Origin of the sequence: Paenarthrobacter sp. NPDC089307, from assembly GCF_040685055.1 — a bacterium.
In the GTDB taxonomy this organism is placed as follows: Bacteria; Actinomycetota; Actinomycetes; order Actinomycetales; family Micrococcaceae; genus Arthrobacter.
Window position 1 is genome coordinate 630,787 of record NZ_JBFBHE010000001.1, and the last position, 21,728, is coordinate 652,514.

Sequence of the window (21,728 nt, forward strand, 5' to 3'; positions counted from 1 at the left end):
TGATGACCGGCCGGGCAATTGCCGATGCACTAGGCTGGATTCAGTCCGCAATGATGCTTTTTAGGAAAGGTCCCCAGTGATCACCGCTTTCGTCCTGATCAAGACCGATGCCTCACGGATACCGGAGACGGCAGAACAGATTTCGGCCATCCAGGGCATCAGCGAGGTCTACTCCGTAACGGGTGAGTGGGATCTCATTGCAGTGGCCCGGGTGTCCCAGCATGAGGATCTGGCAGACGTCATTGCCGATCGGCTGTCAAAGGTGCCCTCGGTAGTCCACACCACCACGCACATTGCCTTCCGCGCCTACTCCCAGCATGACCTCGATGCTGCTTTCGCGCTCGGATTCGAATAGAGCTCCTGCGCGGGCGCTAAGGCCGCCCCAATCAGCTTTGGCTGAGGGAAATCCATTTGGCCAGTACTTCGGCCGCCTGCCCTGAATCAATTGACTCAGCTGCCCTGCCCAGGGCCGAGCGCATGCGCTCCAACAGGCTGCCTTCTGCGTGGAGATCGAATGCCACCAAGCCTGCGGCTGCATTGAGGAGCACAGCGTCCCTGACCGGGCCACCTTTGCCGTCCAGCACTTCACGGACGACGCCCGCATTTACCTGCGCGTCCCCGCCACGGAGGTCCGCTACCGTGGACGGTTTTATACCGAGCTCCGAAGGCGTGAAAACCTGTTCCGTCACGGAACCATCCCTGATCTCCCACACAGTCGAGGGCCCCGTCGGCGTCAACTCGTCCAGGCCGTCGTCGCCCCGGAAGACCAGGCCACGGCTGCCGCGGCGGGCAAGGACACCCGCTACCAGGGGTGCCATCCGCGCGTTGGCGACACCTACAGCAGAGGCCTGCACATGTGCCGGGTTGGTCATGGGACCCAGGAAATTGAACGCCGTGGGAACGGCCAACTCCCGCCGAGGGACCGCGGTGTGCCTGAACGAAGGGTGGAACACCTGGGCGAAGCAGAACGTGATTCCGGCTTCTTCCGCGTTCCGGGCCACCTGTTCGATGGAGAGATCCAGGCGGACGCCCAGCGCCTCCAGCACATCCGCCGATCCCGAGGTTGACGAAGCGGCCCTGTTCCCATGCTTGACCACCTTGGCTCCGGCGCCCGCAGCGACCAAAGCCGCCATCGTGGAGATGTTCACGGTATTGAGGCGATCCCCGCCGGTACCGACGATGTCCAGCTTTTCGCCAGAGATCGAAATCGGATTGGCATGGTGGACCATTGCCTCAACCAGGCCGGCCAACTCCTCCACCGTCTCGCCCTTGGCACGCAATGCCACGAGGAAACCGGCGATCTGCGACGGGGTGGCTTCGCCGGACATGATCGTGTTCATGGCCCACTCTGTGTTGCCCACTGCAAGGTCGTCGCCGTTGATCAGTGCTGAGATGAGCCCTGGCCAGGTATTGCTGGCTGCAGGTGCCGATGCCGGAGAAGTCACTCCCTGATGCTATCGAGCCAGCAACGCCGATGACCAATGTGAACCTCGCCGGGAACTTTTCCGCGCGATTTCGCGTCTTTGTAGAAAAAGTCTCCCGAATCGGTGGTTTGCATTGGGAACTCTGGACTTTTACAGACATAATGTCCTTGTGACATCTGCGACCCATGCCCCCAGTACCCCGGCGCACCCGACGCTGAACCGCCCCAACCTGGTTTCTGTTGGAACCGTTGTTTGGCTGTCCAGTGAGTTGATGTTCTTCGCCGGCCTTTTTGCCATGTACTTCACCCTGCGCTCCACATCAGGACTGATGTGGGCCGAGGAGACGGCCAAGCTCAACTTCCCGTTTGCGCTCGTCAATACGATCGTCCTTGTGGCAAGTTCGTTTACTTGCCAGATGGGTGTCTTTGCCGCCGAGCGGCTCGAACCCCGCCGCACCGGTGGGCTCTTCCAGTTCACCCGCTGGGGCATGACCGAATGGTTTACCCTCACGTTCATCATGGGTGCCTTCTTCGTAGCCGGGCAGACCACCGAATACGCCATGCTTGTTTCCGAGCACGTATCACTGTCGTCCAACGCCTATGGCTCCGCGTTCTACATGACTACCGGCTTCCACGGCCTTCACGTCATCGGCGGCCTGATCGCTTTCCTCTTCATCATCGGCCGCGCCTTCGCGGCCAAGAAGTTCGGACACTTTGAAGCGACGTCGGCAATCGTCACCTCGTACTACTGGCACTTCGTCGACGTTGTTTGGATTGGCCTCTTCCTGGTCATCTATGTCCTCAAGTAAGCCCGGCTTGACTCTTTTTCTACAAGAGGCAGAATTTCAACAAGCGGCTCACGGAGCCGACGCAGGATCGAATAAAGGAACCACCACGTGAAGGCACTCTCGCAGAAGCGACGTCACCCACTGGCAGCCATTGCGCTGCTGCTGATGGGCCTCCTCCTCACTGGTGGGCTGTACGCCGTTGCCACATCCGTCAACCAGGCCAAGGCCGACACCACCAGCTACAGCGCAAGTGACGTAGAACAGGGCGGCAAGCTTTTCGCCGCCAACTGCGCAACCTGCCATGGCATGGGGGCTAGCGGAACCCAGGACGGCCCCTCGCTGGTCGGCGTGGGTGCTGCTGCGGTTGACTTCCAGGTTGGTACCGGTCGTATGCCCATGCAGATGAACGGCCCGCAGGCCCAGAAGAAGCCCGTCCAGTTCAATGAAGAGCAGACCAAGCAGCTCTCGGCCTATGTAGCATCCCTGGGTGCAGGCCCGGCCATTCCCGAGGAGCACCTCCTCGACGGCAAGGGCGACGCTGCCAAGGGTGGAGAACTCTTCCGCGTCAACTGCGCCATGTGCCACAACGCAGCTGCAGCCGGCGGTGCACTGACACGGGGTAAGTTCGCTCCGGCTCTCGCTGACGTCACCTCGCAGCACATCTACGAGGCAATGGCCACCGGCCCCCAGAACATGCCGGTCTTCAATGACTCGAACGTCACTCCCGAAGACAAGCGCGACATCATCACCTTCCTGAAGACCATTGAAGCCAATGGTTCACCGGGTGGTGCGGACCTTGGATCCCTCGGCCCGGTCTCTGAAGGCCTGTTCGTCTGGGTTGCCGGTTTGGGTGTCATCATCGCATTCACGATCTGGCTGACGTCACGTACGTCCTGATCGGGACACAACAAAACTTCTGCTGCACGGTCAGCAGTTTGAAACTGAAAATAACTCGGCCCCGGTCGAGACAACGAGAGAAGGATGAGGCGAATTATGGGCAACCATAGTGACGGCAGTCCGAACCACTCGGGCACCGTAGCTACGGCTGGTCAGAATGAGGTGGAGAAGTTCCAGGATCCTGGACTTCCTCCGCATCGTTTGCGCCTGGCTGACACGGACCCGGTAGCCGCAAAGCGCGCCGAGCGTCAGGTAGCCATTCTGTTTGGCACCTCCGTCATCGGAACGCTGGTCTTCCTGGTGGCGTACTTCGCCATTGACCTGGGCGACGACACCACCATTGCAACGATCCGCACGCAAAACCTGCTTCTGGGTCTTGGTACTGCCTTCGCAATGCTTGGTATCGGCACCGGCATCGTGCACTGGGCCAAGGCCTTGATGCCCGACCACGAAGTCTCTGAAGAGCGCCACGCTATCCGTACCGAAGAGGATCGCCAGGCAGCAGTGCGCATCGTCGACGACATCGTCGAGGAGACTGGCATCAAGCGCCGTCCGCTGATCCGCAACACCCTTCTTGGTGCTGTCGCTTTGGCTCCCCTGCCTGCTCTCGCCATCTTTGGCGACTTGGGCCCGCGTCCGGACAAGGCGCTGGCACACACCATGTGGGCTCCTGAGGGCGGCAAGCTCAAGCGCCTGACCCGCGACCCCGATGGCACCCCCATCAAGGCCTCGGACGTCACCATCGGCTCAGCATTCCACGTCATCCCTGAAGGGCTCAATGAGCTCCACGAGGGCAAGTTGAACGAAAAGGCCAAGGCCGTTGTTCTCCTGATGCGCCTGGACCCGAACTCGCTGAACCCCTCCGAGGGCCGCGAAAACTGGAGCTACAACGGAATCGTTGCCTACTCCAAGATCTGCACGCACGTCGGTTGCCCTGTTGCCCTCTACGAGCAGCAGACCCACCACCTTCTGTGCCCGTGCCACCAGTCCACCTTTGACCTCACGCAGGAATGCAAGGTCATCTTCGGGCCGGCAAGCCGTCCGCTTCCGCAGCTGCCCATCGCAGTTGACGCAGAGGGCTACCTCGTCGCCACCAGCGACTTCAGAGAACCTGTAGGACCGAGTTACTGGGAGCGTGACGAGCATGAGCGCCTCATCAACAGCTGAAGCCCCCTTCGTTCCGAAGACCAAAGTTGGCAGTTTCACCAACTTCGTAGACGAGCGTGTGGGCGGCTCCGGCATCCTGCGCGAGTTCGGCCGGAAGGTCTTCCCCGACCACTGGTCGTTCATGTTCGGTGAGGTGGCGCTGTACTCCTTCGTCATCCTGCTGATGTCGGGTACCTTCCTGACCTTCTTCTTCGACCCGTCCATGGCGGAAACCCACTACCAGGGTTCCTACACGCCGTTGTACAACGTCGAAATGTCCGTAGCCTACAACTCGTCGCTGAACATCTCGTTTGATGTCCGTGGCGGCCTGTTCATGCGCCAGGTCCACCACTGGGCCGCGTTGCTGTTCGTAGCATCCCTCGGCGTGCACATGTTGCGCGTGTTCTTCACGGGTGCTTTCCGCAAGCCCCGTGAAATGAACTGGGTTGTCGGCGGCGTCCTCCTCATCCTGGCCATGGCTGCAGGCTTCACCGGCTACTCCCTCCCCGATGACCTGCTCTCCGGCAACGGCCTGCGCATCATCGACGGCGTGATCAAGTCGATTCCGGTCATCGGTACGTACATCTCCTTCTTCCTCTTTGGTGGAGAATTCCCGGGCACGGCCATCATCGGCCGCCTGTACGTGCTGCACATCCTCCTGGTTCCCGCGCTCATCCTTCTGATGATCGTGATCCACCTCTTCATGGTGGTCGTCCACAAGCACACCCAGTACCCAGGCCCGGGCCGCAACGACGGCAATGTCGTCGGTTACCCCCTCGGCCCGGTCTACGCAGCCAAGGCCGGCGGCTTCTTCTTCATCGTGTTCGGTGTCCTCGCCCTCATGGCGGCAGCTTTCACCATCAACCCGATCTGGAACTACGGTCCTTACGACCCCTCCCCTGTTTCCGCAGGCACGCAGCCTGACTGGTACATCGGATTTGTTGACGGCGCTTTGCGCCTCATGCCTGGTGTGGTGAACAACTTCCACTTTGAGTGGATCGTCTTTGGACACACGCTCACGCTGAACGTGCTTCTTCCGGCCCTCGTTCCGGCAGGAATCATCTTCACCGTGCTGTTCATGTACCCGTGGATTGAACGCTGGGTCACCAAGGACAACCGCGAGCACCACGTCCTGGACCGTCCCCGCAATGCGCCGACCCGTACGGCGATCGGTGTTGCAGGTTTCACCTGGTACTGCGTTATGTGGGCTGCGGCCGGCTCCGACCTTATCGCCACGCACTTCCACGTGTCCCTGAATGACGTGACCTACTGGTTGAGGACCTTGTTCTTCATCGGTCCGGTCATCGCGTTCATCGTTACCAAGCGAATTGCACTGGCTCTCCAGCGCAAGGACCGCGAAATTGCGCTCCATGGTCGTGAAACCGGACGTATCGTGCGGCTCCCCCACGGTGAGTTCATCGAGGTCCACGCTCCCTTGGATGAGTACAAGCGCTACAAGCTTGTGGGCTTCGAATCACCGGCTCCATTGCCCGCACAGCCGAACGAGCACGGCGTCGTGACCCGTAAGGAAAAGCGCCGCGCGGCACTCTCCCGCTGGTTCTTCGAAGACCGCGTTGCTCCGGCAACACCTGCGGAACTCGAGGCGGCACACTCGCACGGCCACCACGAGGCCATTGCAGCGGGCGAAGAACAGAAGAGCCTGAGCCACTAACGGCCCAGACCTCAACGCCAAGAAGGGGCACAGTCCATATGGACTGTGCCCCTTCTTTCGTTTTGCCCTGGTATTCCGCGCCAGGCGCCCCTACTGCGTCCGGTAACCCGAGGCGTAATTGCGTGTTGGACGCACACCGGGCCGCTGCAGGGGAACCCAAAGCTTGTACCGGTCGGCCCGGTAATAGGAGACCGAGTAGTCCACCATGGCACGGGCAACAAATGCGTGCCGCTGAATCTTCAACAACGGAGATCCAACGTCAACATTCAGAAGCCTGGCCGTTGATGGCGAGGCCGCAGTAGCTTCAATCATGTCCTCCCCCCACTCCATGACGAGTCCGTACCGCTCGCTGAGGACGTTATAGAGGGAGGTTGGGGGCGCCTCGTCGAGAAGGCCAGGAACACGGTGCGCCGGGATGAAGTTCTCGTCCACGCTCATTGGTTCATTGTCGGCCAGGAGAAGGCGGCGGAAGCGGACCAAAGGCGTGCCTTCATCGAGCTGGAGTTCCCGGGCAAGAAAGGCACTGGCTGCGATCTGCTCGAAGCTTAGGACCTTTGCGGCCGGGACCATGCCGCGGCGCTGCATTTCCTCGCTGTAGGAGGTCAACTTCACTTGCAGGTCGAGCTTCGGCTTCCTGACAAAGGTACCCAAGCCCACGACGCGCTCTATGACCTCTTCGCCAACCAGAGCGTCGATGGCTTGCCGTACAGTCATGCGGGCGAGGCCAAAACGCTCCGAGAGATCCCGCTCGGAAGGAAGAGCCGAGCCAGGCGGACATGACTCGCCGATGAAGGTCCGAAGGATTTCACGGAGTTGAATGTAGATGGGAGTGGGGCTTGACCGGTCAATTTCGCCGGCGATAGTTGCTGCGTCAGCCACGGCCGCAATCCAGCATGTGAGTCATGGTTCAAGGATAAATCAGACGCATGGGAGGTCTAGACCACCTCCCGTCGAACTGGTTAGCGGCCCGTTACGGCGGCTACTCTTGTATGGATCAAATTATGGCGGGGAAATCGCCGTAGCAAAGGAGCTCGCTTGCCGCAGCAGAAAGCGTTAGTTGCCGCCGAGATCGGCCTTCATGCCCGGGCGGCGGCAGTGTTTGTCCGCGCGGTCACCGAGACAGGGTTGCCCGTCACCATCCGGAAGGCGGGGGGACGCCCCGTTGATGCCCGATCCCTCTTGGAAGTTATGACTGAGGATTTCGGGCATGGGTGCGAAGTACTCCTGGAGGTCGCGCCTGAGACGCTCACGGACTCGCAGACGCTGGCGGGGGCCAGGAATGCCCTGGCTGCCTTATCGTCCGTTCTGGAGGCCCCGGAAGCCCGCTGACGGCCTTACACCGAGCCGCACACCCGGCCATCCGGCCTCCGGGCCAGCCGTCACTTCCCAATCAGCGGCCTTCGCGTTGCAACATACAAAAAAGGGTGGGCCCTACCTTTCGGTAGGGCCCACCCTTTTACTGTCCAGGAACTGCTAGTGGGCGTGGTCGCCTCGGCTGTATTCGAAGACCCAGCCGATCAAGGCAACAATCGCCAGGCCACCGGCCACGTATGTCACCCAGAAACCAACGGCCAAGCCGAGGAATCCGCCTGCACAAGACAGACCAAGAACGAGGGGCCACCAGCTCCAAGGGCTGAAGTGTCCCTGCTCCCCTGCGCCTTCGTGGATCTCGGCGTCAGGACGGTCCTCAGGACGCATGCCGATGCGCTTGCCCGTGAAGCCAAGGTACGCGCCGATCATTCCTGCGAGTCCGCCGACCAGCAGAATTCCAAGGACACCGACCCACTCAGACCATTGGGTCAGAAAGCCATAGGCAATAGCTACGGGTACGAAGAAGAAGACTCCAGCTCCGAAGAGCCACGATTCAATTTTCATTTGCTGACATCCCTTTGGTCGGCGTTACCCAAAACTGCTGCTGCGGGTGACGGAGCCTCGGCGGTGTGCACCTGGGCCAACTCCGGGTGGTGGAGATCCAGGGCCGGGCGCTCGGAGCGAATACGGGGCAAGGAAGTGAAGTTGTGGCGCGGCGGCGGGCAGGAAGTTGCCCACTCCAGCGAAGCACCGAAGCCCCACGGGTCGTCCACTTCTACCTTCTTGTTGCTGCGCCACGTGATGTAGACGTTCCAGAAGAACGGCAGCAGTGATGCACCCAGGACGAAGGAAGAGATGGTGGAGAACTGGTTCATCCACGTGAAGTTGTCCTGCGGCATGTAGTCGGCGTAACGGCGCGGCATGCCCTCGACACCCAACCAGTGCTGGATCAGGAACGTGCCGTGGAAGCCGAGGAACAGCAGCCAGAAGTGGATCTTTCCAAGGCGCTCGTTGAGCATCTTGCCTGTCCACTTGGGCCACCAGAAGTAGAACCCTGCGAACATGGCGAACACGACGGTACCGAACACCACGTAGTGGAAGTGGGCAACCACGAAGTAGGAGTCGGAGACGTGGAAGTCCAGAGGCGGCGATGCCAGGATGATGCCCGTGAGGCCACCGAAGAGGAAGGTCACCAGGAAGCCGATGCTCCAAAGCATGGGCGTTTCAAAGGTGATGGATCCCTGCCAGAGCGTGCCGATCCAGTTGAAGAACTTCACGCCCGTCGGTACAGCGATCAGCATGGTCATGAACGCGAAGAACGGCAGGAGGACCGATCCGGTCACGTACATGTGGTGGGCCCACACCGTAACAGAGAGTGCTGCAATGGCGATGGTTGCGTAGACAAGGCCCTTGTAGCCGAAGATCGGCTTGCGGCTGAAGACCGGGAAGATCTCCGACACGATGCCGAAGAACGGCAGGGCGATGATGTACACCTCGGGGTGGCCGAAGAACCAGAAGAGGTGCTGCCAGAGGACTGCGCCGCCGTTTTCGGGATCGAAGATGTGGGCACCGAACCGGCGGTCAGCGCCGAGGGCGAAGAGAGCTGCAGCCAGCGGCGGGAAGGCCATGAGGACCAGGATTGCCGTCACCAGGGTGTTCCAGGTGAAGATCGGCATACGCCACATGGTCATGCCCGGGGCGCGCATGCAGATGATGGTGGTGATGAAGTTGACGGCACCAAGGATGGTTCCGAAACCGGAGAGCGCCAATCCAAAGACCCATAGGTCTCCACCGACGCCAGGGCTGAAGGTCGTGTTCGACAACGGCGCGTAAGCGAACCAGCCAAAGCTTGCTGCACCCTGGGGGGTGATAAAGCCAGAGACGGCAATGGTGGAACCGAAGAGGAAGAACCAGAAAGCCAGGGCGTTCAAACGCGGGAAGGCAACGTCCGGAGCACCGATCTGCAAGGGCATGATCACATTGGCGAAGCCAGCGAACAAGGGCGTTGCGAACATCAGGAGCATCACGGTGCCGTGCATCGTGAACATCTGGTTGTACTGCTCTTTGGTCTGCAGGATCTGCATACCGGGCTCGAACAGTTCTGCACGGATCAACAGCGCCATGACGCCACCGAGGCAGAAGAACACGAACGACGCAATGAGGTACATGTACCCGATGGTCTTGTGGTCCGTGGAGGTAATCCAGTTGACGACAATGCGTCCCTTGGATTTAGGAACTACGGGAGCCTCAAGGGTCCCGGCGGATTGAGTGTAAGTAGCCACGTCGCTCCCCTTACTTTTCGTTCAGGTTCGGATTGCGGTCGTATTCCGCACCGAGCAGGCCCGTGTTGCCATCCTGGCGGAGCTTGTCCATGTGGGCCTTGAATTCAGACTCGGAGACAACCTTGACGCGGAAGAGCATTTCGGAGTGGTATTCACCGCAGAGTTCAGCGCACTTTCCATCGAAGGTGCCCTCCTTCGTGGGGGTGAACCTGATGTAGTTCGTCTTGCCGGGAATCATGTCGCGCTTCTGCAGGAAGGCAGGAACCCAGAAAGAGTGGATGACGTCGCGGGAGTTGAGCTCCAGGTCCACGGACTTGCCGACGGGCAAGTACAGGGTGGGGAGCAATTCCTTGTCAACCTCGTTGCCGGTCAGGTGAGCCTGAACGCCGGCCTCGTGGAGGTCCTCGGTAATGACCTGGCCCTGCTTGTAGTTGAAGTCCCACGCCCACTGCTTGCCACGAACGTCAACAACAACATCCGCCGGCTGCGACCGATCGTCGATCGCACGCTGGTCCTGGTCGGTGAAGTAGAAGAACACCAGCACCATGAACAGCGGGATGGTCAAGTAGAAGACCTCGAGCGGCAGGTTGTAGCTGAGCTGCTTGGGGAACCCCGTGGTGCCCTTGCGGCGACGATAAGCAATGATGCACCAGACCAGGAGGCCCCACGTGATGATACCGACTGCCAAGGCGGCGATCCATGAGTTGACCCAGAGGTCCATGATCCGGTCAGTGTGGTTGGTCGTGCCGCGCTCTGTAGGCAGCCAACCCTTCTCTACCTCTGGTGAACATCCGGTCAAAACCAACGCGCCGGCGAGTGCCAAGCCAGTGATCGAGGTGATCTTTATGCGTCGGCTGCCGGTTCGGTTCTGCGAACTCACAGACGGCCCTTCCTCTTGTTGCTGTCTCCCGGCAGGCCGAAGGCCCACCGGGCACACTAAAAGTTTTACTACCCGATGTAGAGCTTACCGCTATCAGGCGGTTTTCGCGCACATGTCAGCGCCGTGGCTCCGATCGCTTTGGAAGCGGTCCGGAGGGGCGCCGACATGCGGCGAAAGCTCAGCTCAGTGGAACGAGTCACCGCAGGCGCAGGAGCCACCGGCGTTGGGGTTGTCAATGGTGAAGCCCTGCTTCGAAATGGTGTCCTCAAAGTCGATGCTTGCACCGCTGAGGTAGGGGACACTCATCTTGTCCACGATGACCTCGACACCGTCGTAGTCCCGCACAGCGTCTCCGTCGAGCATCCGCTCGTCGAAGTAGAGCTGGTAGATCAAGCCGGAGCATCCGCCAGGCTGGACTGCAACGCGCAGCCGAAGATCGGTGCGCCCTTCCTGTTCGAGGAGGCTGCGGACCTTGCCTGCTGCGACGTCGGTCAGGTTGACCTCGTGCGTGGGCAGTTCGTCATTGGCGACGACCTGTGTTCCGGTGCTGTTTTCGTTGGTTGCAGTGCTCATTGGCCTACCTTCTTATGAAGCTTCTGGCGGCGGCGCCGGAACGCTGCCTGCCCTTACCCAATTACATACGGGTTATAGCTAATGCTACGTCGCGCAGACGCTTAGCTATAACTCCTGACGTAACCACTGACAGCATTTCGTTGTTCCCGGAACGCCGGCACTACGCCTCCAGGCCAACGGCGTTCAGCCTGGCAAGCATCAACGCTTCAGCCAGCACGGCGTGACGGAAGTCGCCGATGTGGAGGGATTCGTTTGCGCTGTGTGCCCGGGAATCGGGATCCTCCACGCCGGTCACCAGGATCTGCACGTCCGGATACATTTCGAGGAGGTCGGCAATGAACGGGATGGATCCACCGATTCCCATTTCCACCGGCTTCACGCCCCATGACTCCTCCAGGGCCCACAAGGCGACCCGTGCCGCGGAAGATGAAGTATCGGTAGAGAACGCATTCCCCTGCTCCCCCGGAGTGAATGTCACCTTTGCCCCGAACGGCGCCTTCGATTCGACATGCTTTTTCAGGGCGTCCATCGCAGCCTCCGGATCCTGGCCAGGGGCCAGGCGCATGCTGAACTTCGCCCGGGCTGACGGGATCAGCGTGTTGGAGGCGACATCGACGGCCGGGACGTCCATGCCGATGATGGACAGTGCCGGCTTGGTCCACAGGCGCGAACCAATGGTTCCGCTCCCGGCGAGCCGCACGCCGTCGAGCACTGAAGCATCGGCGCGGTAGTCCTCCTCGGTGAGGTCGACCTCCACATTGTCCCGTCCCACCAGTCCGGCGACTGCCACGTTGCCGTCGTCGTCATGCAGTGTTGCTATCAACCGTGACAGAAGGGTGGGAGCGTCAAGGACCGGGCCGCCGAACATCCCGGAATGCACGGCATGTTCCAGAACACGGACTTCGAACGTTCCATCCACCAGGCCACGCAGGCTGGTTGTCAGGGCCGGTACCCCCACCTTCCAGTTGCTTGAGTCGGCAACGACGATCACATCCGACCTCAAAAGCTCCTGGTGCTCCTCAAGGAACGTGCGGAAGGTAGGCGAACCGGCTTCTTCCTCGCCTTCGAAAAAGAAGGTCACGCCAAGGCCGAACGCGTCGCCAAGGACCTGGCTGACAGCACTGTAGGCGGCCAAGTGCGCCATGATTCCCGCTTTGTCATCTGCAGCCCCGCGGCCGTACAGGCGACCATCACGCTCTTCCGCCACAAACGGTTCGGACGTCCACAGGCCCCGGTCCCCCGGCGGCTGCACGTCGTGGTGGGCGTACAAGAGGATGGTCGGTTTGCCCTCTGCTGCTGGACGGCGGGCGACGACGGCAGGACCACCGGGGGTCCCGTCGGCTTTGTTGCACCTCAGGACGCGGACGTCCGTCATTCCGGTGGCCTGAACCAGGGAAGATACGGCCTCGGCGCTCCGATCGAGTTCGCTGGGATCGAAACTGGGCCATGCAATGCCGGGTATGGAGACAAGACTCCTCAGCGAATCCATGGTGGAGTTGAAGGACTCGTTGACCGCCGTGGTGAGTGCCTCGACCGGGATGTCGCCGGAGTACTTTTGCGTGTTCTGCGGGTTGTCCGCGTGAGCTGAAGTCATGGCCCACACTTTACCTCCGGGTAATCTGCCATCCCTGCACGCCGGGCCCTGCAGACCAAGGGCGTCACAGGAGACGACGTAACGTGCGCCACCTCGCCGAGGGGTATTCTGTATGGGTGTTCGGACGTAAAAAGGAAGAGCCCAGCGCTCAGTCAGTAGTAGACCAGGCCTACGCCACCGCCCCGGGACCGGGTGCCGGCAAGGGCACCCCTACGCCCAAGCGGAAAGCCCAGGAAGCAGCCCGGAAGCGCCCCCTGGTGCCCACCGACCGCAAGGCTTCCAAGGCGGCGGAAAGGGTAGCCATCCAGGACCAGCGCCAAAAAATGCGGCAGGCCTTGGATACCGGTGATGAGAAGTTCCTTCCCCTCCGGGACAAGGGCCCCCAGAAGCGGTATGTGCGTGACTACGTGGACGCCCGTTTCAGCCTTGGCGAATACCTCATGTTCGGCGCATTGCTGTTTGTAGTGATCTCCCTGATCATTCCGCCCACCAGCGCGGGCATCAGCTACGTCCTTGTAGGCTTCTGGATCATGTTCCTTGCGGTCTTCGTGGACGTCTTCATTCTCTCGCGCAAGCTTCGTAAGCAGTTGACCGCGAAATTCGGCGAGGTCGAGCGCGGATCCGTTTGGTATGGCTGCATGCGGGCGCTCCAATTCCGCAAGCTTCGCCTGCCCAAGCCCCAGGTGAAGCGCGGCCAATACCCGGCCTAGTCGCCGCCACTACGTACGAGAAGACCCCGGACCATTTGGTCCGGGGTCTTCTGCTTTCACGCTGCTCTACCTCGATGCCTGCCGGCGGAGTTTCACCAAGCCCTTGTTGATACGGGATGCCCAAAACGGCCCCTCGTACAGGAACGCCGTGTATCCCTGTACCAGGGTTGCACCGGCGTCCAGGCGGTCCTGCACGTCGCGGGGTGTTTCCACGCCGCCAACCGCAATGAGCACCAGCTGGTCCCCTACGGCTTCCTTGAGCCGGCGCAGGACCTCCAGGGAGCGCTGCTTCAGCGGAGCCCCGGACAAACCACCCGCCCCGAGGGCCTCGACCTTGGCGGCGTCTGAGATGAGCCCACTCCTGGAAATCGTTGTGTTCGTGGCGATGATTCCGTCAAGCTTCAGGTCCAGCGCCAGCCGGGCGACGTCGTCGACGTCTTCATCGGTCAGGTCAGGAGCAATTTTGACCAGCAGTGGAACGTGCCGTCCCGCGGCCTCATCCGCAGCGTCGCCAACCGCCCTCAACAACGGACGCAGTGTTTCAACGTTCTGCAGCAAACGGAGGCCGGGCGTGTTCGGCGAACTGACATTTACCACCAGATAGTCGGCCGCTGGAGCAAGGCTGCGTGCACTCACCAGGTAGTCCCCAGTGGCATCGTTCAGCTCAACAGCCTTGGTCTTGCCGATGTTGACCCCGATAATCGGCCTGGTGTCCGGATACAGCCTTTGCAAAGCAGCCCGTGCAGACTTGAGCCGCGGCGCAACCGCCGCAGCGCCGTCGTTATTGAATCCCATGCGGTTGACGACGGCGCGGTCCTCGACCAGGCGGAACAGGCGGGGCTTGTCATTGCCGGGCTGGGCCTGGCCCGTGATGGTACCAACTTCGACATGGCCAAAGCCGAGGTCTGCGAGGGCCTCTATCCCGTGGCCTTCCTTATCAAACCCGGCCGCCAAACCGAAGGGTGACGGAAATGTGAGGCCAAAGGCCTCCGTCCTCAAGGAGGCATCGGGGGCAGTCAACCTGGCGAGGATCCGGCCCGCACCTGAACGGTGCGCCACCCTGATCGCCTGGAAACCGATCTTGTGGGCTTTCTCGGCATCCATCCAGGAGAAGGCCAACTTGAAGAATGTGGGGTAAACACGCATGCTCCTAGTTTTGCCGTTACGGGACAACTCACCAAACCCGTGACCACCGAAGCCGCTAGCATGTACGCATGCCGCTGGACGATAGTGACGCACATCATGGATATCAGCCCATTGCCGCCGACGTCGCCGTCATTGGCGCTGGCCTGTCCGGGCTCGTGGCGGCAGCAACCGCGTACGCCGCCGGCAAGAGCGTTGTTGTCCTCGACCAGGAGCCCGAAGCATCCGTGGGAGGTCAGGCACACTGGTCTTTCGGTGGCCTGTTCATGGTCGACACGCCGGAGCAACGCAGGCTTGGGGTAAAGGACACTGCTGAGCTGGCCCTGTCCGACTGGCTCGCTTCGGCTGCTTTCGACCGACCCGCCGACGTACATGCGCGGGCCTGGGCCGAGGCCTATGTCCAATTCGCGGCCGGTGAGAAAAGGAGTTGGCTCAAAAAACTCGGCGTTGGCATTTTCCCTCTTGTTCAGTGGGCGGAGCGGGGAGGGTATGGGCCCCAGGGGCACGGCAACACAGTGCCCCGCTTTCACGTCACCTGGGGAACGGGTCCGGCACTCGTGGAACCGTTCCTTGCCAAGGTGCAGGAGGGAGTCGCCGCCGGTAGGGTGCGGATGTGCTTCAGGCACAAGGCCGGATCATTGACGACGACGGCGGGCCAGGTCACCGGGGTGGCCGGCCAGGTCCTGGAACCGTCGACGGCGGTGCGGGGCCAGGCATCCTCACGGCTCGTCGTCGGCGGATTCGAGGTCAAAGCTGGAGCAGTCGTGGTGACTACCGGCGGCATCGGAGGCAACCACGGGCTCGTCCGCAGGCAATGGCCTGGCGGGAACGCGCCCGAGGAGATGCTCAGTGGCGTGCCGGCATCGGTGGACGGCGAATTTCTTCCCGTCGTGGAATCCGCAGGCGGATCATTGATTAACGGCGACCGAATGTGGCACTACCCCGAGGGGATCCACAATTACGAGCCAGTGTGGCCCAAGCACGGCATCCGGATCTTGCCGGGCCCCTCATCCTTGTGGCTCGATGCCGCGGGCACCCCGTTGCCTGCCCCGCTGTTCCCCGGGTTCGATTCCCTTGGAGCCCTGCGCCACATCCTCGCAACAAAGCACGGATACTCGTGGTTCGTCCTGAACAGGACCATAGCGCTCAAGGAACTTGCCCTCTCCGGTTCTGAACAAAACCCGGACCTCACCGGCAAGGATGTCCGGCTCCTGGCTTCACGCCTGCGCCCGGGGAGCGACTCCCCCATCCAGCGTTTCCTGGACCGGGGCGAGGACTTCATCCAGGCCACCTCCGTTCGGGAACTCGCTGCCGGGATGAACCACCTTGCCCGGAACCAGTTGATCGATGCGACGGCCTTGGAGGCATTGGTCCACGCACGGGACCAACAAGTGTCCAGCGGCTTGGGAAAAGACCCCCAACTTGCCGCCATCCGGGCAGCACGGCGGTTTGCCACCGACAAACTGATGCGGGTAGCGCCGCCGCGCCGCCTGACCGACCCGTCCCATGGGCCATTGATTGCCATCCGCCTCTCCGTCTTGACGAGGAAGAGCCTCGGCGGGCTTCAAACGGATCTCAGCTCCAGGGTGCTGGGTGGCGACGGCCAGCCAGTCCCCGGACTCTACGCTGCCGGTGAAGCTGCGGGATTCGGCGGAGGAGGTATCCACGGCTACCGTGCCCTGGAAGGAACGTTCCTGGGCGGCTGCCTCTTCTCGGGCCGGGCCGCAGGCAGGCATGCCGCCGCCAGTGTCTAAGCTAAAGCCATGGAGTGGACCCCTGACATCCTGGGAAAGGACTTTCAATCCTGCGGCTTTGAGGCGACAGGGCCCGACGACGTGGTCCGCCACGCCACACTGATCCGGCATCGAACTGACCAGGCTGCACGGCCTGAGGCCGGTCCGCAGAAGGAAGCAGCGACGTACGGAGCCGTACTTTTCCTCCACGGTTGGAGCGACTACTTTTTCAATACGGAACTTGCCAGGTTCTGGGCCGGCCAGGGCTACGACTTCTATGCCTTGGACATGCATAACCACGGACGAAGCCTGCAGAGGAACAATCCCGGTGGTTATGTGGCCGACCTGAGCTACTACGACGCTGAAATCAACGGAGCCGTGGACCTCATCCATCAAGACCGGGCCGGGTCTCCCCCGGGCAGCCTCACGCTCATGGGGCATTCGACAGGCGGTTTGGTTGCCGCTCTCTGGGCCAGCCGCCACCCGGGCACAATCGGATCCCTTGTTCTGGACAGCCCCTGGCTGGAAATGCACGGAAGTTCACTGGTTCGTCGGGCCGCCCAAGTCCTGGTGGCGCCGATCGCCAAGCTTCGTCCGGAGACAGTGCTAAGACTTCCGGAAAGGGGTTTCTACTTCCGCAGCATCAGCAGCAGTGCCGAGGGAGAATGGGTCCTGGATGAAAAATTCCGGCCGCCGTTCGCCTTCCCGGTGCGGGCCGGATGGCTGAGCGCCGTGTTCGCAGGACACTCGCAGGTATCCCGTGGGTTGAACCTGGAGATCCCTGTCCTGGTCCTTACCTCAGCCGCAAGCGCCAATGGCATGGTCTGGCAGGAATCGATGCGGCGCTCCGATGCCGTCCTGGATGTTGGCGTCATCGCCCTCAGGGCAATGGCGCTGGGGCGCACTGTCACGCTGGAACGGATTGACGGCGGCCTGCATGACGTTTTCCTTTCGGCACCTTCCGTGCGGCAGGACGCCTACGCAAGGCTCGAACGTTGGATCAGGGGTTACATGCGCTACGGCACTCCGGGAAACAACGCGCCGGGGCAGCAACACGAGGGGGATATATGACAGACACAGGGAAACCCGCACCACAATGGAGGCCGGATGTCCTGGGCCACAATTACGAATGCATGGACCTGCCGTTGAAAGACGACGAAGAGGGGCGGGTGAAAGCCACCCTCATCAGGCACGCCCCACCACCTGAGGACACAGTCCCCCACGGCATCCTCGATTTCCTGACCACCTTCGCCAAGCGAAAGCGCCGCCCTGCGCACCAACCAGGGGGCGCGCCCAGGGTGGTGCTCTATCTGCATGGCTGGGCGGACTACTTCCTCCAGACCGAGCTGGCCGAATATCTCACGGCATCAGGATTTTTGTTCTACGCGTTGGACTTGCGCAAATTCGGCAGAAGCCTGCTCCCCGGGCAAACACCGGGCTACACCTCCGACCTCAGTGTCTACGACGAAGACCTCTCCGCGGCCCTCAGGGAAATCGAACTCGATGTAGCCTCGCGGACAGCAAACCGCGTTCCACCCACGATCCACGTCATTGCCCACTCCCTTGGGGGACTCATCGCAGCGCTCTGGGCAAACCGCAATCCCGGCAAGGTAGGCACCTTGGTCCTCAATTCGCCCTGGTTGGAACTGCAGGGCAGCAGTTTGGTCCGCAGCATCGCCATGCACCTGGTGGAGCCCTTCGCCCGGACCGACCCGAAGCGGCCGTTCCGTTTCCCCGAAATGCCGGCCTACTGGGAGAGCGTCAGCAACGAGGCCCACGGGGAATGGATGTTGGATCCGGTCTGGCGTCCGCGGGCTTCCTTCCCCATCCGGGCGGGGTGGACCAAGGCAGTGCTGGCCGGACATGCAGCAGTTGAACGCAAGTTGAACATCGACGCCCCTGTGCTTGTGCTTCTTTCAGGCCGAACCAGGATCCAAGCCGAATGGACGGCGGACCTCATGCGCGCCGATGCCGTCATCGACGTCGAAGAAACTTCGCGGCGCGCACTGGGACTGGCCCGGCGAACAGCCGTGTTCCGGTACCCCGGCGCCCTCCACGATGTTTTTCTCTCACGCCGCACGGTCCGCCAGCAGGCCTATCGAGACGTCGCGGTGTGGCTGGCCGCCTATCCCTACTGATTTAGCACATGCGCGCTATTTACCTGCAGGGGCGGCGTCCACGGCACCGCCGTAGCGCCTGTCGCGCTTGGCGTAGATTTCGACGGCGTCCCATAGGGTCCGCCTGTCGACGTCGGGCCACAGGGTATCCATGAAGACGAATTCTGCGTACGCGGATTGCCACAGCAGGAAGTTGGACAGCCGCTGCTCACCGGAGCTGCGAAGGAAGAGGTCGACATCCGGAAGGTCTGGCTCATCCAGGTATTTCTGAATGGTCTTCTCGGAGACAGAGCCTGGCTTCAGCCGCCCCGCCGCAACATCCTCCGCAATGGCGGACACGGCATCGGCAATCTCGGCCCGGCCGCCGTAATTAACACACATGGTCAAGTGGCAGGTGTTATTGGCGCGGGTGTACTCCTCCGCCTCTTCCAGCTCCTTGATGACCGAGCCCCAGAGACGGGGTCGCCTGCCGGCCCAGCGGATGCGCACACCCCATTCATCAAGCTGGTTACGTTGCCTTCGCAGCACATCCTTGTTAAATCCCATGAGGAAGCGCACTTCTTCAGGTGAACGGCGCCAGTTCTCTGTTGAAAACGCATAGACGCTGACGTACTTGATGCCCAATTCAATGGCCCCTGCCATCACATCCAACAGCGCCGGCTCACCAGCCTTATGGCCCTCAATCCGGGGCAAGCCACGCTGGTTCGCCCACCGGCCATTGCCGTCCATGACGATGGCCACGTGCTGTGGGATCAGCTCACTGGGGATACTTGGCGGGACCGCTCCGGACGGATGCGAGTAGGGCGCCACTACCGGCGAAGTTCTTGCTGCCATCTTGCTCTTCTTACCAAGTGCCACTATCAGCTTCGCTCCACGTGTTTGAGTGATTTCAAGGCCCGTTCCAAATGCCATTGCAAATAGCTCGCCACCAATCCGGCAGCTTCCCTGCGATGCCGGGGGTCGGAAGCATCCGCGATTCCCCAATTGCCCGTCAACAACGCGCCAAGAAGCACAACTGTTTCCGGGGCAGGTGCAGGCGAACCAGGTGGCCTGCAGTCCCCGCACACCATTCCTCCCACCGGGGCAGCAAATGCGGTGTGGGGACCCGGACGGCCACATCGGGCACAGGCGGTAAAACTGGGCGCCCAGCCTCCCGTGGCCAACGCACGAAGCAGATATGAGTCCAGGATCAGCTCCGGGGGATGGTCTGAACGGCTCAAAGCTGCCAACGCGCCAACCAGCAGGTTGTACTGGGCCGTACCGGATTCGCTATCGGCATCGGTGAGTTTCTCGGCCGTCTCCGTCATGGCTGCAGCCACGGTGAACCTGCCATAGTCGGCGGCGATGCTGCTTCCGTAGGCGCCTTTGGCGACGGCTTGGGTGACGATGTCCAATGTCCGGCCCGACACCAGCTGCAGGTCGGCCACCATGAAGGGCTCAAGCCTGGCTCCGAAGCGGCTGCTGGTCCTTCTGACGCCCTTGGCCACGGCACGTACCTGGCCATGATGTTTGGTCAGCAAGGTAATAATGCGATCCGCCTCGCCCAGCTTGTGGGTACGGAGAACCACGGCATCGTCCCGATAGGACCGGGCTGCAAACGATGGATTGGCCACATCTAATCTTCGCACTATGCCCGGACCCGGAACGGATGCCGGACCGTGTGGTGACAGAGTTTCCTGTCACCACACGGTTGGCGCCTAGGCCTGGGCGTCCCGGACTGCCCGGTTTACTGCCGAGATCAGCGCCTTCAGTGACGACGTCGTGGTGCTGGGGTCAATCCCGACTCCCCACAGGACGCGCTCTCCAACGGCGCATTCAACGTATGCAGCAGCGCTGGCGCTGCCTCCCTCGGACAAGGCGTGCTCGCTGTAGTCGAGGACCCGGACGTCAACGCCGTCCTGGCGCAGGATGTCCAACAGGGCGGCGATGGGGCCGTTGCCGTGTCCCGTGCGTCGAACCTCGGCGCCGTCGATCCGCAGGTTCGCATTCATGGTCATGGCACCGGCTTCATCGGTTTCGGTGCTCACGCTTCCCAGTGTGTAACGGCCCCACTGCGCCTGCTCTTCGTCCGAAGGCAGGTACTCGTCCTGGAAGATCTGCCACAACTGGGCACCGCTGACTTCGCCACCCACGGCGTCCGTTCGCCGCTGGATAACTCCGGAAAATTCGATCTGGGCACGCCGCGGCAGGTCCAGGTTGTGCTCATTCTTCAGCAAGTAGGCAACGCCGCCCTTGCCCGACTGGGAGTTGACGCGAATAACAGCCTCGTAGCTGCGCCCCAGGTCCTTGGGATCGATCGGCAGGTAGGGTACCTGCCAGGTGAAGTCGTCCACAGACTTTCCGGCGGCAGCTGCGTCCTTCTCCAGCGCTTCGAAACCCTTCTTGATGGCGTCCTGGTGCGATCCCGAGAAGGCAGTAAAGACCAGGTCACCACCGTAGGGAGAGCGCTCGGGAACCGGCAGCTGGTTGCAGTACTCCACCGTGCGGCGGATTTCATCAATGTCGGAGAAATCAATCATGGGGTCCACGCCCTGAACAAACATGTTCAGTCCCAGCGTCACCAAGTCCACGTTGCCAGTGCGCTCACCGTTGCCGAAGAGGCATCCTTCAATGCGGTCCGCGCCGGCCAGGTAGCCGAGTTCGGCTGCTGCCACTCCAGTACCGCGGTCATTGTGCGGGTGCAAAGAGATAATGATTCCTTCGCGGGGGTGCAGATTGCGGTGCATCCACTCGATCGAGTCTGCATAGACGTTCGGAGTAGCCATTTCCACCGTGGCAGGCAGGTTGATGATGACTTGCTTGTCGGCTGAGGCCTCAAAGACGTCGGCAATGGCGTTGCACACGCGGGCTGCATACTCCAGCTCGGTCCCTGTGAAGGATTCCGGTGAGTACTCGTACGTGATGTGAGTGTCGGTCAACGTTTCTTCGTACTTTTTGCAGAGGCGCGCACCCTGCAGGGCGATATCCAGAATGCCGTCCTCGTCCTGGTTGAATACCACACGCCGCTGCAACACCGACGTGGAGTTGTAGAGGTGGACGATCGCCTGCTTTGCCCCCACCAATGACTCATAGGTCCGCTCGATCAGGTGTTCCCGCGCCTGGGTCAGGACCTGGATGGTGACGTCGTCGGGAATGTGGCCGCCCTCGATGAGTTGGCGAACGAAGTCGAAGTCCGTCTGAGATGCCGAGGGGAAGCCGACTTCGATTTCCTTGTAGCCCATCTTGACCAGCAATTGAAACATCTTCAGCTTGCGCGCCGGGCTCATGGGATCGATCAGCGCCTGGTTGCCGTCCCGCAGGTCAACAGCACACCAACGGGGAGCTTTGGTAATGACCTTGTCCGGCCACGTGCGGTCGGGGACGTTCACAGTGATTTGGTCCTGGAACGGCAAATAGCGGTGGACGGGCATACCGGAGGGCTTTTGTGCATTACGCATGACGTGTGGCCTTTTCTCTAAG

At 61.4% G+C, this 21,728-nt stretch carries 21 protein-coding genes; 10 read left to right on the plus strand and 11 right to left on the minus strand.

What is annotated here, in order from left to right:
• Positions 1 to 76: 76 nt before the first annotated feature.
• Positions 77 to 355, plus strand: a complete 279-nt coding sequence (locus tag AB0N72_RS02875; protein WP_363931878.1) for an Lrp/AsnC ligand binding domain-containing protein — start codon at positions 77 to 79, stop codon at positions 353 to 355.
• Positions 356 to 386: 31 nt separating this feature from the next.
• Here the strand turns inward: AB0N72_RS02875 and trpD are convergent, their stop codons facing one another.
• On the minus strand, positions 387 to 1,445 hold the full coding sequence (gene trpD, locus AB0N72_RS02880; RefSeq protein WP_363931877.1) for an anthranilate phosphoribosyltransferase: 1,059 nt from the start codon (positions 1,443 to 1,445) through the stop codon (positions 387 to 389).
• 148 nt (positions 1,446 to 1,593) lie between these two features.
• Between trpD and AB0N72_RS02885 the strand changes: the two genes are divergently transcribed.
• From AB0N72_RS02885 to AB0N72_RS02900, 4 genes are all read left to right on the plus strand, one after another.
• Positions 1,594 to 2,232: a heme-copper oxidase subunit III gene (locus tag AB0N72_RS02885; protein WP_144658877.1), complete on the plus strand. Its 639-nt coding sequence runs from the start codon at positions 1,594 to 1,596 to the stop codon at positions 2,230 to 2,232.
• Between the two features lie 87 nt (positions 2,233 to 2,319).
• A complete protein-coding gene (locus AB0N72_RS02890) occupies positions 2,320 to 3,108 on the plus strand; it encodes a cytochrome c (RefSeq protein ID WP_144658878.1) in 789 nt (262 codons plus the stop codon).
• 96 nt (positions 3,109 to 3,204) lie between these two features.
• Positions 3,205 to 4,275, plus strand: coding sequence for a Rieske 2Fe-2S domain-containing protein (locus AB0N72_RS02895; protein WP_363931876.1), 1,071 nt, complete (start codon positions 3,205 to 3,207; stop codon positions 4,273 to 4,275).
• Positions 4,253 to 5,926 carry a cytochrome bc complex cytochrome b subunit gene (locus AB0N72_RS02900; RefSeq protein ID WP_363931874.1) on the plus strand — a complete coding sequence of 558 codons (1,674 nt, stop codon included), beginning with the start codon at positions 4,253 to 4,255 and terminating at the stop codon, positions 5,924 to 5,926. Before AB0N72_RS02895 ends, AB0N72_RS02900 begins: the two co-directional genes overlap by 23 nt.
• Positions 5,927 to 6,016: 90 nt before the next feature.
• Here AB0N72_RS02900 and AB0N72_RS02905 read toward each other — a convergent pair whose 3' ends face one another.
• Complete coding sequence (locus tag AB0N72_RS02905; protein WP_363931873.1) at positions 6,017 to 6,805, minus strand: GntR family transcriptional regulator; 789 nt, start codon at positions 6,803 to 6,805, stop codon at positions 6,017 to 6,019.
• A gap of 156 nt (positions 6,806 to 6,961) precedes the next feature.
• Here AB0N72_RS02905 and AB0N72_RS02910 point away from each other — a divergent pair, with 156 nt between their 5' ends.
• A complete protein-coding gene (locus AB0N72_RS02910; protein WP_363931871.1) occupies positions 6,962 to 7,255 on the plus strand; it encodes an HPr family phosphocarrier protein in 294 nt (97 codons plus the stop codon).
• 144 nt (positions 7,256 to 7,399) lie between these two features.
• On the opposite strand, the gene AB0N72_RS02915 is transcribed toward AB0N72_RS02910, so the two are convergent.
• From AB0N72_RS02915 to AB0N72_RS02935, 5 genes are all read right to left on the minus strand, one after another.
• Complete coding sequence (locus tag AB0N72_RS02915; protein ID WP_363931870.1) at positions 7,400 to 7,801, minus strand: cytochrome c oxidase subunit 4; 402 nt, start codon at positions 7,799 to 7,801, stop codon at positions 7,400 to 7,402.
• Positions 7,798 to 9,519, minus strand: coding sequence for a cytochrome c oxidase subunit I (gene ctaD / locus AB0N72_RS02920; RefSeq protein WP_018777684.1), 1,722 nt, complete (start codon positions 9,517 to 9,519; stop codon positions 7,798 to 7,800). The genes AB0N72_RS02915 and ctaD overlap by 4 nt, the downstream gene beginning before the upstream one ends.
• Positions 9,520 to 9,529: 10 nt before the next feature.
• Positions 9,530 to 10,399 carry a cytochrome c oxidase subunit II gene (gene coxB, locus AB0N72_RS02925; protein ID WP_363931868.1) on the minus strand — a complete coding sequence of 290 codons (870 nt, stop codon included), beginning with the start codon at positions 10,397 to 10,399 and terminating at the stop codon, positions 9,530 to 9,532.
• A gap of 183 nt (positions 10,400 to 10,582) precedes the next feature.
• Positions 10,583 to 10,972 (minus strand): iron-sulfur cluster assembly accessory protein, encoded by a 390-nt coding sequence (locus AB0N72_RS02930; RefSeq protein ID WP_144658885.1) that lies wholly within the window; start codon positions 10,970 to 10,972, stop codon positions 10,583 to 10,585.
• 160 nt (positions 10,973 to 11,132) lie between these two features.
• Positions 11,133 to 12,566, minus strand: coding sequence for a dipeptidase (locus AB0N72_RS02935; RefSeq protein ID WP_363931866.1), 1,434 nt, complete (start codon positions 12,564 to 12,566; stop codon positions 11,133 to 11,135).
• A 116-nt stretch (positions 12,567 to 12,682) separates the two neighbouring features.
• Between AB0N72_RS02935 and AB0N72_RS02940 the strand changes: the two genes are divergently transcribed.
• Complete coding sequence (locus AB0N72_RS02940) at positions 12,683 to 13,276, plus strand: DUF3043 domain-containing protein (protein WP_039241322.1); 594 nt, start codon at positions 12,683 to 12,685, stop codon at positions 13,274 to 13,276.
• Positions 13,277 to 13,342: 66 nt separating this feature from the next.
• Here AB0N72_RS02940 and AB0N72_RS02945 read toward each other — a convergent pair whose 3' ends face one another.
• Positions 13,343 to 14,422: a quinone-dependent dihydroorotate dehydrogenase gene (locus AB0N72_RS02945; protein ID WP_363931865.1), complete on the minus strand. Its 1,080-nt coding sequence runs from the start codon at positions 14,420 to 14,422 to the stop codon at positions 13,343 to 13,345.
• A 68-nt stretch (positions 14,423 to 14,490) separates the two neighbouring features.
• Between AB0N72_RS02945 and AB0N72_RS02950 the strand changes: the two genes are divergently transcribed.
• The 3 genes from AB0N72_RS02950 to AB0N72_RS02960 are packed head-to-tail and all read left to right on the plus strand — an operon-like array spanning position 14,491 to position 18,290.
• Positions 14,491 to 16,173 carry an FAD-binding dehydrogenase gene (locus tag AB0N72_RS02950; RefSeq protein ID WP_363931863.1) on the plus strand — a complete coding sequence of 561 codons (1,683 nt, stop codon included), beginning with the start codon at positions 14,491 to 14,493 and terminating at the stop codon, positions 16,171 to 16,173.
• Between the two features lie 9 nt (positions 16,174 to 16,182).
• Positions 16,183 to 17,223 (plus strand): alpha/beta hydrolase, encoded by a 1,041-nt coding sequence (locus AB0N72_RS02955; RefSeq protein ID WP_363931861.1) that lies wholly within the window; start codon positions 16,183 to 16,185, stop codon positions 17,221 to 17,223.
• Positions 17,220 to 18,290 carry an alpha/beta hydrolase gene (locus AB0N72_RS02960; RefSeq protein ID WP_363931860.1) on the plus strand — a complete coding sequence of 357 codons (1,071 nt, stop codon included), beginning with the start codon at positions 17,220 to 17,222 and terminating at the stop codon, positions 18,288 to 18,290. Before AB0N72_RS02955 ends, AB0N72_RS02960 begins: the two co-directional genes overlap by 4 nt.
• Positions 18,291 to 18,305: 15 nt before the next feature.
• Here AB0N72_RS02960 and AB0N72_RS02965 read toward each other — a convergent pair whose 3' ends face one another.
• The 3 genes from AB0N72_RS02965 to leuA all read right to left on the minus strand — a co-directional run bounded on the left by AB0N72_RS02965 (position 18,306) and on the right by leuA (position 21,706).
• The gene (locus AB0N72_RS02965; RefSeq protein WP_363931859.1) at positions 18,306 to 19,127 is read right to left on the minus strand and encodes an isoprenyl transferase; all 822 of its coding nucleotides are present in this window, start codon (positions 19,125 to 19,127) and stop codon (positions 18,306 to 18,308) included.
• A 2-nt stretch (positions 19,128 to 19,129) separates the two neighbouring features.
• Complete coding sequence (gene recO, locus AB0N72_RS02970) at positions 19,130 to 19,882, minus strand: DNA repair protein RecO (protein WP_363931858.1); 753 nt, start codon at positions 19,880 to 19,882, stop codon at positions 19,130 to 19,132.
• 84 nt (positions 19,883 to 19,966) lie between these two features.
• Entirely contained in the window at positions 19,967 to 21,706 is a 1,740-nt protein-coding gene (gene leuA, locus AB0N72_RS02975; protein WP_363931856.1) for a 2-isopropylmalate synthase, read from the minus strand.
• Between the last annotated feature and the right edge of the window lie 22 nt (positions 21,707 to 21,728).